This window comes from uncultured Dokdonia sp. (assembly GCF_947492535.1).
In the GTDB taxonomy this organism is placed as follows: domain Bacteria; phylum Bacteroidota; class Bacteroidia; order Flavobacteriales; family Flavobacteriaceae; genus Dokdonia.
The window spans coordinates 20,557-35,577 of sequence record NZ_CANLNH010000016.1 but is presented as its reverse complement, the minus strand read 5'-3'; the positions used below and the strand labels follow the sequence as shown (position 1 = coordinate 35,577).

Below are 15,021 nucleotides of genomic sequence, written 5' to 3'. Positions count from 1 at the left end.
AAATAGAACAATACGTTGAGGTGGATGAGATTTCCGCCTTCGTGATTTAGATAGTTCCTGTAAAGACGGGAAACTTAATAGTTAATAGAATAATACGTTATAGGTGGATGAGATTTCCGCCTTCGTGATTCACGATAGTCCCTGTGAAGACGGGGAACTTAATAGTAAATAGAATAATACGTTACAGGTGGATGAGATTTCCGCCTTCGAGATTTAGATAGTTCCTGTAAAGACGGGAAACTTAATAGTAAATAGAATAATACGTTACTGGTGGATGAGATTTCCGCCTTCGCGGAAATATATGATATATGAAAAAACTAGCATTACATTGGAAGATTATTATTGGTTTAGTACTAGGAATTGTATGGGCTTTAGTTTCTAGTTCGCTAGGTTGGAGTTCGTTTACTAACAATTGGATTGCTCCTTTTGGAACTATATTTATCAATCTTCTGAAATTAATTGCTGTACCACTCGTATTATTTTCTATTATCAATGGGGTGACTGGAATTGGAGACCCTTCTAGTTTAGGTAGAATGGGAGGAAAGACGCTTATTGCATACCTAGCGACTACATTGCTTGCTGTTGCCTTAGGACTCGTTCTGGTTAATGTAATGCAACCTGGTAAAATGGTAGATGAAGCCAGTCGTATTGATAACCGGATTAGTTATGAATTATGGGCGCAAGATGCAGGAGTCGATGTGAAGGATGGATTGAATTTTTTACAAGATCCGCAATATAAAGATCGTGTCGCTGCTGTTACTGAAGTAGAGAAGAATAAAACCATAGATGAAGCCGTTGCTTCACGTCTTAAAACGGTAGAAAAAAATAAAAAAGATGGGCCTCTAAAACCATTAGTGGATTTAGTACCGCAAAATATATTTAAGTCATTAACCGATAATGGATTAATGCTTCAGGTCATCTTTTTTGCCCTCTTCTTTGGTATCAGTTTATTATTTATTCCTAATCAAAAAGCAGCACCTGTGATTAAAATTGTAGATAGTCTGATGGAAACCTTCCTGAAGATGATTGATTTTGTGATGCAAGCTGCTCCATTCTTTGTATTTGCTTTATTAGCAGGTGTGATTAGTAAAATGGCAGGAGATGATGTAGGGAAAGTAATCGAAATCTTTAAAGGCTTGTCTTGGTATTCGTTGACAGTTGTGATTGGACTTGCGTTAATGGTCTTCATTGTATACCCTTTCATTATGAAATTATTAGTTCGTGTAGTGCCTTATAGTGGTTTCTTTAAAGCGATGGGACTTGCACAAACGACTGCATTTTCCACATCAAGTAGTGCCGCAACACTTCCTGTAACGATGGAATGTGTAGAAGATAATCTTGGGGTAGATAAAAAGATTACGAGCTTTGTATTACCTATCGGTGCTACCGTAAACATGGATGGTACCGTATTATATCAAGCGATTGTGGTGGTGTTTTTAGCACAATTCCATATGATAGATTTGACGTTGGGACAACAGTTAACCATTGTACTTACGGCAACACTTGCCTCTATTGGTTCTGCTGCCGTGCCTAGTGCAGGATTGGTGATGCTTATTGTCGTTTTAGGCTCTGTAGGACTCAATCCAGCATGGATTGCCATTATCTTCCCAGTAGACCGTATTTTGGATATGTGTCGTACGGTAGTGAATGTAACAGGAGATGCTACAGTTTCTTCTATCATTGCTAAAGGAGAAGGGATGATGCATTATGACCCAAATAAAGATCCAGATGATGCCTTTGATCCTGAGAAGTAGTGAGTAGAATGTAAAGTAGAGGTGTTTTATTTATTTATAATCTCTAACAATCATCGTTACTGATTCTATATAAAAACGCGTTAGATGGCGTCATTATGAATAATCTTGAGGGCTAGTTCCTAATCATAATATTGCCTGTCAGGATACTGTCATATTGGTGTCATATGAGTTACAGGTCTTAAGGGGAAGTACTTATATACTTTTGCTGAAAGAAATAGCAAATATGTTTACAACTATGAATGATGAGACTCCCATTACATTACGAGATATTAAAAAGCTACGCTTAGAACGTCATTGGTCACAAGATCAGTTGGCAGAAATGAGCGGGTTAAGCATCCGAACGATTCAGCGAATTGAAAAGGGAGAGAATGCAGGTCTAGAATCCTTAAAGTCGTTGGCAGCCGTTTTTGAAACGACCATTGCCGATCCAGATACACAAGAAAAAATAGAACAGGCGCGAAAAGAAGAAGCGTATATCCAAAACCTAAAAGGACTCTATAAACTTGTTGCAATTGCAGTATTTAGCTTAGTTGCACCATTAGTCATTGCCATTAACGATGCTTCCTATTGGTTTGTCTTTTTATGGTTCGTATTTTCATGGGTACTTATCCTAGGGATTTATTCACTGAATGTTTTTGATTTCTTTGGGGAAGCTTGGAAAGAGAAAATGATTGCTAAGAAGTTTAGGAAATAGAAGGATAGATTATAATTTAAGTATTTTTTGTGTATTTAACTGTGACATCGTAAATACAACTGTATTTTCTACCCACGCTAAAGGAAGTGGTCTGTTATACTACAATAAGACAAAAAATCTAGATGATATGTTTAATCCTGAGAAGTGAAAATGTATTTATACAATATTGTTTGTGTAATTTAAGTAAGAAAATTAATTGTCTTTAGTAGAACTAGACTATGACTTTTCCTAGGACACTTTGTTGCCTTATGCTTATTCTGATACAAAGTATTCTCTCAAGTGATTATATCCTATTATAGATAAAGTAAATCCAAATCCGTATTCATCATAACTTAACCAAACTGAGTAAGATGGTTTTTCATTTGGATTATCAACATTATATATTCCGTGTACTTCATTAAACCCCCAACTTCGACCTGTCCAGCTCTGTCTATTTTCTAATATATCTAATTCATGTATTTCAAGTTCTTCTGTTCCACCATTGTCAGGTCCATATATCTTAATTAACTTTTCAGTAACCTCGATCATATTAACTAGTGAAATATCTTTGGAAGAGGTAAAAGTTAGGTTTGTTCCATTTTGGAAGGAATGGTCTTTTTTATTTCCTCCTTGTTGTATTTCTAACTGATTGAAAACATTAAACTCGGTAGGATTTAGTTCATAATAATATCTCACATAACTTATAGTTCCATCATTTTCAATGTTTTCTGTTTTTGATTCTTCTTGTTCTATAAATAAGATGCTGAAATCCGTTTTAAGTAATTCAGTTATATTTCCATTCTGTCTAGAAGTTCTATCAATATCTTTTTCTATGGTTTTAGTTACAAAAAGTGAAAACTCAAACATAGGTTGGCTTTTGTATTGCAACAAAACTGTTATATTTTCAATAATCCAAAGATTCATTATTTCGTCATCGATGGATTCTGAGATTCCCTTCGTAAGATTTGACAGTTTTTCCTTGTCTTTAAACGAAGTAGGTAATTCTGCATCAAAATAACCAGTTCCTAAGGTAGAATAAATTGTTTCAGCAACAGAATTAATTTTTTCATAGTCACGTGTAGTCACATAAAAAATATGTTTTAAATCTCCGTTATCATATTCTTTTAAAAGGATGTTGTTAAAAATACCGAAAGCTTTTATATTGAACTTCGTTTTTACTCTAATAACTCCTGATGCTATATCTGAAGGGTTCTCAAGTATTTGTTCGTATGACTCCGTATTAAAATTACTTTCATTCAATCCGATAATTTTTAGAACATTTTCGTTTCCCGATTTTAACTCGGTTAGAAATTCAGTTAGTGTTGTTTTTATCTTTTTATTGAAGAACATAATTTTTTTAATATGTTTCAGAGGATTACATATATTATTTTATGAGATCGTATATTTCTTTAGCAATTTCTTTTATACTATAAATAGAGCTATTCAAAGCAATTTTATCTGCTAAACTTAGACTAAATTTTTGTACTTCATCTTTTGATACTTTATGCCATATTGGTAAAATTACTTTTAATCCATTCATTTCTTTATTTACAAAACCATCTAATTCATAATTTGTCCAATCTCGTTTGAAAAATGAAGATGAGAGTACAACAATTCCATATCGAGAATTGATTAAACCTTGGTCGATTTTCCTTCTCAAACTATCTCCCATTTTTAATTCAAATTCATCATACCAAACCTTTACTCCTAATTCTTGAAGCTCTAAAGTTAGTGGTCTTACAAATTCGTCTTTATCCTCTGACGAATGGGATATAAAAACATCATATTCTTTATTTACAATTACAGATTTTGGTATTTCATAATGCTGATTCCTAATTGTTTCTTGAGTTAACTGTTTTTGTCTTTCGATTTCCCGGTTTAAATTTCTTTGAAAATCAAGTTGCTCTTTTTCGGTTTTCTTTCGTTCTTTTGTTTGTTCTTTAGTTAATGAGATTTGATGTTTTCTTAATTGAGTATTCTTATCAGTAATTTTTTTTGATAAATCAGCTTTCTTTTTCTCAATACGACTCAATTCCGTTTGTTTAGTTCGTATTTGACTCAATTTGCTTTTTTGGGTTGATTGAGATGTAGTCTTATTAGCTTGGTAAGTAAGACTATCAATATTTTTAGAAACACGAATTTCTTTCTCAAATTCAGAAGATTTTTGTTTTTCTAAATTCGCTATATCTTTTTCAAGTCGGTTGATATTAGATATTATTGAAGATATGCTCATTGATTATTTTTAGTATGCGTTAACAACAATGTATAAGATATATACTATACACTATATGATGCTTTAAATTAAAGGTATATAACTTATTGTTAATGAGTATAATTTTAAAGCTATTAGTTATTCTTTGATATCAACAGCAAAAGTTAATAAGCTTCAAACCTACCCATTCTCATCCAACTTCCCTTACGGTTTTCCACAATGGAGAGATGATCATACTGAGTAAGCTTTCGCGAAAGCGGATTTAAGAAGAATATACAGCATGAGATTTCTGCCTTAGCAGAAATGACATTAGAATAGTACTCATGAAAATATAAAAAAGCCCTCATGATATTCAAAATTATTTGTATAATTGTAGTAATTAAAATGCAAATATCTATATGCGTGGATGTTGCTTAATCTTATATATCCATGCAAAAACGTATTTTTTCCATTATTTTTTTATTCTTTCTGAGTAGTTCGTATGCCCAAGTTGGCATAGGAACCACAACACCTTCGGCAGCTTCTATGTTAGAAGTAAGTTCAACATCAGATGGGGGTGCTACCTATAGAGGTTTCATGCCTCCTGTAATGACCATAGCACAAAGAAATTTAATCAATACAACGACTACAGATGTAGGATTGCTTGTTTTTATTAATGATTCAGTAGAAGGTGTACAGTGTTTGCAGTTTTTTACAGGAACTACATGGGTGTGTACAGATGATCCCTTTTTTCCAGGATTTACCGTATTTGCCGCTCAGGATTTTGATGCAACCACTTCTTGGAATTTTACCTTAACTCCAACGAGTTATAGTGTCCCAGCTTTAGAAGATATATGGGCAGTAGTAGAAACATTAGACCATATCACTGATTTTACGGGCAATTTTTTAGGATGTAGTGATCTAGATAATCCCATATCGGGTTCTAATGTAGATCATATGATTGTATTTGATAATGTAGATATTTCTTCTGCAACAGCTGCTAAAGTAAGTTTTGACTATGACATTTTTGAATTTGACACAGGGGATCGTGTTTCCTATGAATTGTTTTATGATGATGTAAGTCAAGGCATATTTACAATTCTTGAAGGAAATGCAGACGCCTCTTTAAGTGGAACAGAAACAATTAATATACCTACCACAGTGACAAATGTTCGTATGACTATTATTGTAAATCAAAATGGGAATGAGGATAAAGCTGGTTTTGATAATTTTAGAGTATTTGAATGATTTTAAAACGAAACACATATCGATTTTTATTCCATCTCTAGGGTTTGAGAAAAAGAATGGAGATGGACTATTCAAATGAGAACACTTTCGCGAAAGCGTATTAAAAAAATATTATGAAGTAGTTTTAAACCTGAAAAAGCAATAATATGGTCTTTAATCAGTTTAATACGACTACTTAACGAAAAGGTAATGTGTTATCTCTTGTAACTCTTTTAATTTGTGTATATTACTAGTCCCAAATTTATAGTGACGTAAGATACTTCACCATGCTATGATATAAATATCATAGGTATGAAAAATAGTTTATTACGAATATTTCTTTTGTTTTTTAGTATAACAATGTCTTACGCTCAAGTAGGAATTGGTACGACAAATCCCTCTGCAGCCTCTATGCTAGAGGTAAGTGGAACAACAAACGGCGGTGCAACTTATAAAGGGTTCTTGCCTCCCCGAGTACCTACAGTAACAGATAGAAACACTATTAACCCAACAGTATCAGATATAGGATTATTGATCTTTTTACAAAGTACAAACTGCCTTCAAATGTGGAATGGTAGTGCTTGGGAAGATGTACATTGCTTAGGAGCTCCTACAAATTCTTCAATAGAGTTTACAGGAATTTCACAAACTGTAGATGAAGGAGATGGAGGCATTAGTTTTGACTTTACAATTACAAATCCATCACCTACAAATGCTATTAATGTTACTATTACTCCAGCAAACTTTGATGATATAGATGAGACTACAGCAACTATACTTACGATTCCTGCAAATGTGACGACACATACCGCTACAAATGTATTTACATTAACTGATGATGTACTAGATGAAGGTACAGAAACACTAGACTTTACCTTAAGTGCTCCAACTGGAGGATCTGGAACCATTATGTTAGGAACAAATACAGTACAAACGGTTACTATTAATGATAATGATGCAGCGACATTAACTATTTGGATTAATGAGTTTCATTATAATAATGATGGAACAGATTCTGGTGAGTTTATAGAGATAGCTGGAGTAGCAGGAACAGATATTGCTGGATATTATATAGTTACGTATAATGGTGGGAGTGGAGCTACTTATGGAAGCACTAATACGTTTTTAGGAACATTAACTGATGATAATGGTAATGGATTTGGATTTGCAAGAATATCATTTCCAACTAATGGACTTCAGAATGGTGATCCAGATGGATTTGCTCTTATTGATGATACGGGTGCCGTTATACAGTTTTTAAGCTATGGCGGTACATTTACAGCGACTAATGGTCCGGCTTCAGGTCTGTCTTCAGAAGATGTAGGCATTATTCAGACAGGAGATTCTGTTCTAGATCCAGTTGGAGCTTCTTTACAATTAATAGGTACAGGTTCTACATATTCAGACTTTACTTGGTCTAGGACAACTATGAATACGGCAGGAATTGAAAATACAGGTCAAACAATTAATTAATTTTTTTAATTCATAGAAAATAAAATTAATCTTTGTTTTTCAGCCAATTTTAGTATTTTAGGTACACTAAAACTTGATTCTATGAATGTTTGCTACATTATGTATCCTTGGGAAGAAATGGACCCAGATAATGATACCACCCTTTCTTTAATTCATGAGTGTGTAAAACGTAATCACGGTGTTGCGATTACTACACCTGCAAATCTGACCATTAGAGATAGTGAAACCTTTGTTTTTTGCAAGGCGATCAACAAAATGGAGAAAGTGCCTAGCAATTTAAAATCCTTTCATAAAAAAGCAACCTTACGTGAAGAGATGTTGCCATTAGCAGGGTTTGATGTGATCATTCTACGTAGCAATCCGCCGTTGGATATGATTATGCTCAACTTCCTAGACTCTGTAAAAGATGATGTCTTTATCATGAATGATGTTGATGGGATACGTCGTGCTAATAATAAGTTGTATACAGCTGCATTTGAAGATAATACACGAGACTTTATTCCGCGTACGCATGTGACGAAAAACAAAGACTATTTGATCAAAATGATTAAAGAGTCTGACGAAGATAAAATGATTTTAAAACCCCTCAATGGTTTTGGAGGTTCTGGTGTTATTTTGATAGAAAAACGTGCCATGTCAAGTATTCGTTCGCTACTTGATTTTTATATCGATAATAAAGATGGAACTACCAATTATGTGATTCTTCAAGATTATATTCCAGGAGCAGATCAAGGAGATGTTCGTATTTTAATACTAAACGGGAAGCCTATCGGAGCGATGAAACGTGTCCCAGGTACAGACGATCATAGATCAAATGTATCAGCTGGGGGTTCTGTACAAAAACATTCACTCACCAAACAAGAAAAAGAATTATGTCGTCGTATCGGGCCTAAGTTGGTAAAAGACGGACTCTATTTTGTAGGGATTGATGTGATTAATGGAATGCTCGTTGAGGTAAATGTGATGAGTCCTGGAGGGATTACTTATATCAATAAAGTGTATAAAACAAAACTTCAAGAGAAAGTAATTAATTTTATAGAAGATAAAGTACTGGAACGTGTAAGTCGTATTGAACGTAGAGCCAAACTCAGAAAAACAGTAGCAGATGCTTAGGCTTTCTATACAAGAAATGATTTCAAACATTGAAAAGGAAGCACCTTTTCATGCCGTTTCTGACGATTATTCATTTACGCTTAAGATAGAAGAGTATACCTATTTTTTATGTGGAGCCGTACATGACGGACACCAATTTAGAAAAGAGCTTTGGGAAAATTGTCTACATTCCGAGTATGATCGTTGGTATGAAGAAGATCCCTGTACCAAGCAAATGGTACAATCCAATCCGATGGTGATTGCAGGAATGGATAGCCGTTTTGAATATGATTTAAATCGTGCACCAGAAACAGCTATCTATGACGATGCTTGGGGGAAACAATTATGGCGCACCCCTTTACCAGAAGATCAAAAACAAAAAAGCCTTTCTAAACATGCCAATTTCTATAAGGTAGTCCATACACTTGTATCAAAAATGGAAGAAAAATTTGGCGCTGCTATTGTATATGATATGCATTCCTATAATTGGAAACGTTGGGACAGACCCGTTCCTGTAGTAAATCTAGGCACTAAAAACATAGATAATGATCGTTTTTCCGCTTTCGCGAAAGCGTGGTGTAAATCATTAAAAGCTATTGAATTACCACATGATATAGAAACCACAGCAGGCATTAACGATACATTTCAAGGCAACGGCTATTTCTTAAAATTTATCACAGAAAATACCCAAAATACCTTAGTGTTAGCTACAGAGTTTTCAAAAATCTACTGTGATGAATATGAGTATATTTTATATCCAGAAGTAGTCGCAGCGATAGAAGAACAGCTAAAATTGAAATTGCGCAACCATGCCACTACCTATTATAATGATTTTATCTTGAAAAATGGATTGTTGCCTAACTAGTCGATTTTAATTTTATATTTTTGTCGATCTAAATAATGCTATGCACTTTCAAGCTGTCGATACCAATGCTGCTATTTTTGAAATTGATCAAAACCTTGATCGGTTAGTTCATAATATAGAACTATTGAACTACCTCAACCCTTTAAATATTGAGGTAGAAAAGAAGCGCTTTTTTGCGAGTAAGTACACCGTTGAGCCTCAGTTTAAGTATCGCAAAATAAAGTTTAGTCCTTTTAAATTACAACGTTTGTTTTTTAACCAACGTCTAGAACGTATAGAAGATGAAGATATCCGTCGTTTGTATCGTGATATTATTTATGAATATTCAGGGCTCATTGCTTGTATAGAAACGATAGGAAAAGGAAAGAAATTCTATTATAATAACCTGAAAGTATTTGGAACACCTAAAGAACGTGATGTAGAAAATGCGCGATTTATCCTTCATTTCGCTGATGAAAATGAAGGGGAGGATATGATTGCAAAATACAATGTACAAGAAGCGCAAGCGTATTTTGAAGAGTTTGGAAAACGATACGATTTTGATTTTAATATAAAACAAAGCAATCATATTTCAGCCGCTGCCATGGTTTTGAATGCATCAGATACCATGCTCTTAAAAAAGAATCATTCGTTTTGTAAAAATCAAATAGAAGTGTTGGCTAATCATGAGATTGGTGTTCACTTAGTGACTACACACAATGGGAAATCACAACCGTTAAAAATATTTTCTAATGGTTTTGTAAATAACACAGAGACCCAAGAAGGTCTGGCTGTTTTTAGTGAATACATGAGTGGGAATTTGACACTAAGCCGTCTTAAAGAACTGGCACATCGTGTCATTGCAGCTGATAGTCTTATAAAAGGATATTGCTTTGCAGATACCTTTGACTTGCTTTTTAATCAATATAAAGTACCTAAAGAAAAAGCGTGGCAAATCACATTACGTGTCCATAGAGGCGGTGGTTTTACAAAAGATTTCTTGTATCTCACAGGTCTTAAAAAAGTATATGAATACTATCAAAAGGGAGAAGATTTATCCTTATTACTTACGGGGAAAGTAACATTAGAAAACTTACCTGTCATTAAGAAAATGATGGATGTAGGTTTAGCGATTCCTAGTAAACATATCACCGATTCGTATGCTAAAAATCTAAACACCAATGCCAAATTAGATTTTATCCTTAAAAACTTGAAGTAGGGCATTTAACTAATCTCTAATGCATTAAGCGGGTTTAAGGTCTTCGTTATTGATTCAATACCTATTGTTAGATTCAGACCTTTTTCCTAAGATTTATTCTTTGAAGATTTAATGCCTCGGGACGCATATCGTATTTTTTTGAAACTTGAAACTTGAAACTTGAAATTTGAAGTTTGTTATTCGGAATTTGATATCTCGAATACTTGTATTGAGATACTTTAATACGCTCTACTCCTGATACAACACAACCATCGATATTTCAGGAACAGTAATCGTTCCCGAAACCGTTTTAGTAGCATTGAAATCATCTCCAAGAACAGCTATTTTCCAATTGCCTTCTAATGCATATGTATATGGTACTGTTTGCGCATTATAAATCACATAGATGTTTTTCCAAGTGTCTCCGTTTGCATGATTCTTTAATTGATAACTCACCAACCCATCTTCTTGCGTTTTAAACTCAAGATTACGACGAACGTCATCAGCTGTAGGCATTCTAAAGGCTGGATGCGCTTTACGTAAGGCGATGAGGTTTTTATAATAAGTGACCACATCAGCATGTGTTGTTTTACGATTCCAGTCTATTTGATTTATCGTATCTGGTAAATTATAGGAGTTATGTTCTCCATTCTTTGTACGTAAGAGTTCGGCTCCTGCATGAATAAATGGAATTCCCTGTGAAGTAAGTACGACGGCATTGGCAAGTTTGTCCATTTTAATAATAGCCTCTTCAGAAGCATCGTTACGAGAAACATGTAATTTATCATACAGTGTATGGTTATCATGACAAGACACATATGAAATCGCTTGCCAAGGCTCATTTGTCCATGGAGCATTTGAATAGTTAACTGCTTTATAGTCTATTTGTGGATGCTGAATAGCGCCCACCACACCAAATTGTATAGAGGCTTCGGTTCCTTTTGCGCCACTTACAAATCCTGTACTTTGGTCATCAAATACAGATCCTTTTAATCCATCTCGGATATCATCACTAAATGCAGTTACTGATGGGAGACGTTGTATATGTGCTTTTAACGCTCTGTCTTCAATAGGAAGTGGCGAGTCTCCTGCCGTCCAACCTTCTCCGTATACAAAAATATCTGAATGTATTTCTTTTAATTTTTCAGTGACGGTATTCATCGTTTCGATATCATGAATGCCCATCAGGTCAAAACGGAATCCGTCTAGGTGATATTCTTCAGCCCAATAGGAAACCGATTGTACTATAAATTCGCGCATCATTTCACGATCTGAAGCCGTTTCATTACCGCAGGCAGAAGCATTGGCATACGAGCCATCTTCATTTTGACGATAGTAATATCCAGGAAATTCCAAACTAAAATTAGAACCATTGGTATCTCCTTTATCATTTGGCATTCCAGTATGATTATATACAACATCGAGAATAACGCCGATTCCACTTTCGTGAAAACGTAAGACCATCTCTTTAAATTCTTTGATACGTACTTCTGCATGGTACGGATCTGAAGAGAACGAGCCTTCAGGCACATTATAATTTTGTGGATCATATCCCCAATTGAATTGCGGTGTGTCTAATTTAGTTTCATCAATAGAGTAGTGGTCATAGGTTGGTAAAAGATGTACGTGCGTAATTCCCATCTCTCGCATATGATCAAATCCTGTTGCTTTACCATTTGGGTCTTTGATTCCTTGTTCTACCAATCCTAAATACTTCCCTGGCATTGTAGACCCTGATTGTGGGTGTATGGTCATATCTCGAATGTGCAGTTCGTAAATCACTGCATCATTAGGACTCTTTAAAGAAGGTCTTTTATCTGTTGTCCACCCTTCAGGATTTGTGCGCTCTAGGTCTAATACCATAGCTCTTTTCCCATTTACCCCAACGGCTTTGGCATAAATACCAGGAGTTTCTTTTAACCAATCGCCGTCTATGTGTGTTTGGTAAGTGTAGTAGGTTCCATCATAATCACCTGTTAGTGTTTTTGTCCACTTCCCATCTATAGAAGGCGTTAACTGATGCGTCTCGTATGGTTTTCCATCATGGCCATTTTTATATAAATGCACTTGTACTTTCGTAGCTGTAGGCGCCCATATTTTAAATGTAGTCGCTTCCTTGCTATATGCTAACCATAAGTTTTTGTCTTCAGGTCCTGTATAATCTGTGTAGGCACTATGCATTTCTGGAATATATTGCGGTTGTTCTTTACAGGAAGTTATAAGCATAAGAAAACATAAAAATAAGAAGATATAGCGCATTGTAAGGAAGGTTTGTTTTTTAATGGATTATCAAAAATAGGTTACTTTTTGATCTATCCCAATAGATAAAATATCTTTTAGTTTTATTGGCACCGCCAAAGGATTTAATACTCCGAGACTTGTCTCGAGGTAGTTTACTCTTCAACTCTCCAAAAAACAAAAGGAATTTCCATTTCTTTTGAGGAAACGACCGCTGTAATCGTATCATCAAAATAACGATACTGAATATGCGTTGGGAATTCATTGGAAGGATTATGAGCTAGAAAACTAGAAGCTGTTTTTTTAAGTACTGTAAATGGCACCATGGGTTCGACACCATTATGTATTTCTAAGACCCAAGTGGTATCACGTTGTATAAGGCGCATTTGTTCTTTCCAAACAGTGTCTTTGTTTTGTAATGTATACCCTATCCCTTGATAACTGTTTTTGGTCGTTTGTTCCCATACTTCAAAAGTTTCTTTTCCTTCTTGCTCATTTGTACGTTCCCAATTTCCTATGAGATAATCAAAATCTCCCTTAGGAATTTTAGTTGTTTTTGTTTTCTGACAGGATACAATGATAAGACAACAAAAGAGATAGAGAATAGATTTCATAAAATATTGTTTAATAGAATGTCAATGGCAACTAAAGTTACTATTTTTAAATCTTTAATTTATGTTGTAATCTATTATATTAGCAAAAAATCAAAAGTTATGAGAATCTTGTTTGCCATTGTATGTTGTGCTTTTTTAATGTCCTGTGGAAGTGATGATAATGAAGTAATGGAGCCAGAAGTTGTTGTCTGCCCAGAAATAGCACTTCCAGGTTTTGAAATTCGAGTAGCCAATGCTACAAATGGAACTCCATTATCTAATGTAACAATTACAGCTAGAGAAGGAAACGTTTTTGAAGAAGTACTTATGGAAGTATCTGCTACGCCAGGAACGTATCAAGGGGTTTTTGAAAGAGAAGGTTCTTATGCGCTTATTATTGAACTAGAAGGGTTTCAAACGGTGGTTACAGATGCCATTACTGTAGGACGTCTTGATGATGAATGTGATACCTTAGATACACAAGATTTATCCTTCTCTCTGAGTGAATTGTAATATATGCTTTCGCGAAAGCATACTTCTATTTATCAATAAATTGCAATCTTGAATCTTGAAATACAACAATATTGATTCAGGCGTTTTGTATGGTATAGATCTTAAACGATAGCCTTTTTATACATCGTAAAGAATAAGAGCGGTAAAAATCCAAATGCAAAAACGATGGCTGCTGTTCCTAATAGTATGTCAGCACCTTGTAGGTGTAGCATTTTAAAAATTCCTGATAACCCTGCTATTACAGCAGATACAGCACCTAAAACTATTTTTAATCGAATAGAAATTGCTTTAGAAATGGCTACCTTATAACGATCAAATGCTAGTAAAGGAATAAATAAGAGTAATAAGGTAATAAGACCTACTGTAAAAAGGAGATTGGCGCCTGGGTACCAGAATAATTTAAAAACAACTCCAGCTGTTAAAGCTAGTGCTCCCAGAAAACCGATTGAATACATTACTTTTTTCATAATAATAATACGTTTAGCGTTTAATAAAAATATAGTTTGACGTTGTATGTCTTTTAATCCATTAGGGGCAATGTCATGAATAGCTTCTTGTAGAAGCAGATCAAAATCTTTTCCTTTTCCAAGCTGACTCTCTATCACACAACATAAATGATCAATAATATCGTCTTGTAAAGAGGGTAATTGAATTCCCTGATTTTTTACAGACAGACTAATAATATTCTCTTGCTCTGGTGTTAATTTCATATAGGACTGAGTTGATTAAAAATAATTTTATCAAGTGTTTTCATAAAATCCTTCAATTCTTCTATATGAGAAGTTTTTACACGCTCTCCTTCAGGGGTTAAGCTATAATACTTACGCACTCGTTTTCCTATATATACTTCCTCAAAAGTGATAAGTCCATCTCTATTCATTTTTTGTAAAGCTGGATATAAAGAACCATCCTTAAGTAAAATCTTCTCATCAGACATTTCTTTGACAAGTTTGAAAATCTCATATCCATACATTCTTTTATGTTCGGATAAAAGTTTTAATATAATGACAGATAAGGTTCCTTTTAAAAGCTCTTTTGAATACATAGTTCAAATATACATAAAATATCAATACATCATAATTCTATGTATTGTAAATTTTAATTATTTTTAAAAACAACTATATTTCCGAGGATGAAATTGTAAAAATACTAGTTGTTATATGAGTATAGTACGTTTCATAAAATAGCTAGTTTACTGTATATGAATATAAAAGATTTGAAACTA

15 protein-coding genes are annotated in these 15,021 nt (G+C 34.2%); 8 read left to right on the top strand and 7 right to left on the bottom strand.

Features of this window, described 5'->3' with window-relative positions; translation table 11 throughout:
- Nucleotides 1–308: 308 nt before the first annotated feature.
- Nucleotides 309–1,754, top strand: coding sequence for a dicarboxylate/amino acid:cation symporter (locus Q1A60_RS17880; protein ID WP_299767677.1), 1,446 nt, complete (start codon nucleotides 309–311; stop codon nucleotides 1,752–1,754).
- Nucleotides 1,755–1,977: 223 nt separating this feature from the next.
- Nucleotides 1,978–2,448, top strand: coding sequence for a helix-turn-helix domain-containing protein (locus Q1A60_RS17875; protein ID WP_299767676.1), 471 nt, complete (start codon nucleotides 1,978–1,980; stop codon nucleotides 2,446–2,448).
- Nucleotides 2,449–2,700: 252 nt separating this feature from the next.
- On the opposite strand, the gene Q1A60_RS17870 is transcribed toward Q1A60_RS17875, so the two are convergent.
- The 3 genes from Q1A60_RS17870 to Q1A60_RS17860 all read right to left on the bottom strand — a co-directional run bounded on the left by Q1A60_RS17870 (nucleotide 2,701) and on the right by Q1A60_RS17860 (nucleotide 4,986).
- Nucleotides 2,701–3,777: a hypothetical protein gene (locus Q1A60_RS17870; protein WP_299767675.1), complete on the bottom strand. Its 1,077-nt coding sequence runs from the start codon at nucleotides 3,775–3,777 to the stop codon at nucleotides 2,701–2,703.
- Between the two features lie 34 nt (nucleotides 3,778–3,811).
- Nucleotides 3,812–4,660 (bottom strand): toll/interleukin-1 receptor domain-containing protein, encoded by an 849-nt coding sequence (locus tag Q1A60_RS17865; RefSeq protein ID WP_299767674.1) that lies wholly within the window; start codon nucleotides 4,658–4,660, stop codon nucleotides 3,812–3,814.
- A gap of 143 nt (nucleotides 4,661–4,803) precedes the next feature.
- Complete coding sequence (locus tag Q1A60_RS17860) at nucleotides 4,804–4,986, bottom strand: hypothetical protein (RefSeq protein WP_299767673.1); 183 nt, start codon at nucleotides 4,984–4,986, stop codon at nucleotides 4,804–4,806.
- A gap of 82 nt (nucleotides 4,987–5,068) precedes the next feature.
- Between Q1A60_RS17860 and Q1A60_RS17855 the strand changes: the two genes are divergently transcribed.
- The 5 genes from Q1A60_RS17855 (at nucleotide 5,069) to Q1A60_RS17835 (ending at nucleotide 10,473) form a co-directional block, all read left to right on the top strand.
- The gene (locus Q1A60_RS17855) at nucleotides 5,069–5,866 is read left to right on the top strand and encodes a hypothetical protein (protein ID WP_299767672.1); all 798 of its coding nucleotides are present in this window, start codon (nucleotides 5,069–5,071) and stop codon (nucleotides 5,864–5,866) included.
- A 339-nt stretch (nucleotides 5,867–6,205) separates the two neighbouring features.
- Entirely contained in the window at nucleotides 6,206–7,318 is a 1,113-nt protein-coding gene (locus Q1A60_RS17850) for a hypothetical protein (RefSeq protein ID WP_299767671.1), read from the top strand.
- Between the two features lie 81 nt (nucleotides 7,319–7,399).
- Entirely contained in the window at nucleotides 7,400–8,431 is a 1,032-nt protein-coding gene (gshB, locus tag Q1A60_RS17845; protein WP_299767670.1) for a glutathione synthase, read from the top strand.
- Nucleotides 8,424–9,275: an N-formylglutamate amidohydrolase gene (locus Q1A60_RS17840; protein WP_299767669.1), complete on the top strand. Its 852-nt coding sequence runs from the start codon at nucleotides 8,424–8,426 to the stop codon at nucleotides 9,273–9,275. The genes gshB and Q1A60_RS17840 overlap by 8 nt, the downstream gene beginning before the upstream one ends.
- Nucleotides 9,276–9,315: 40 nt before the next feature.
- Entirely contained in the window at nucleotides 9,316–10,473 is a 1,158-nt protein-coding gene (locus tag Q1A60_RS17835; RefSeq protein ID WP_299767668.1) for a flavohemoglobin expression-modulating QEGLA motif protein, read from the top strand.
- Nucleotides 10,474–10,701: 228 nt separating this feature from the next.
- Here Q1A60_RS17835 and pulA read toward each other — a convergent pair whose 3' ends face one another.
- Entirely contained in the window at nucleotides 10,702–12,711 is a 2,010-nt protein-coding gene (pulA, locus tag Q1A60_RS17830; protein ID WP_299767667.1) for a type I pullulanase, read from the bottom strand.
- 134 nt (nucleotides 12,712–12,845) lie between these two features.
- A complete protein-coding gene (locus tag Q1A60_RS17825; RefSeq protein WP_299767666.1) occupies nucleotides 12,846–13,304 on the bottom strand; it encodes a hypothetical protein in 459 nt (152 codons plus the stop codon).
- Nucleotides 13,305–13,403: 99 nt separating this feature from the next.
- On the opposite strand from Q1A60_RS17825, the gene Q1A60_RS17820 reads away from it, so the two are divergent.
- Nucleotides 13,404–13,796 carry a hypothetical protein gene (locus Q1A60_RS17820; RefSeq protein WP_299767665.1) on the top strand — a complete coding sequence of 131 codons (393 nt, stop codon included), beginning with the start codon at nucleotides 13,404–13,406 and terminating at the stop codon, nucleotides 13,794–13,796.
- A gap of 101 nt (nucleotides 13,797–13,897) precedes the next feature.
- Here the strand turns inward: Q1A60_RS17820 and Q1A60_RS17815 are convergent, their stop codons facing one another.
- The gene (locus Q1A60_RS17815) at nucleotides 13,898–14,506 is read right to left on the bottom strand and encodes a hypothetical protein (protein ID WP_299767664.1); all 609 of its coding nucleotides are present in this window, start codon (nucleotides 14,504–14,506) and stop codon (nucleotides 13,898–13,900) included.
- The gene (locus tag Q1A60_RS17810; RefSeq protein WP_299767663.1) at nucleotides 14,503–14,841 is read right to left on the bottom strand and encodes a helix-turn-helix transcriptional regulator; all 339 of its coding nucleotides are present in this window, start codon (nucleotides 14,839–14,841) and stop codon (nucleotides 14,503–14,505) included. The genes Q1A60_RS17815 and Q1A60_RS17810 overlap by 4 nt, the downstream gene beginning before the upstream one ends.
- Nucleotides 14,842–15,021: the final 180 nt, after the last annotated feature.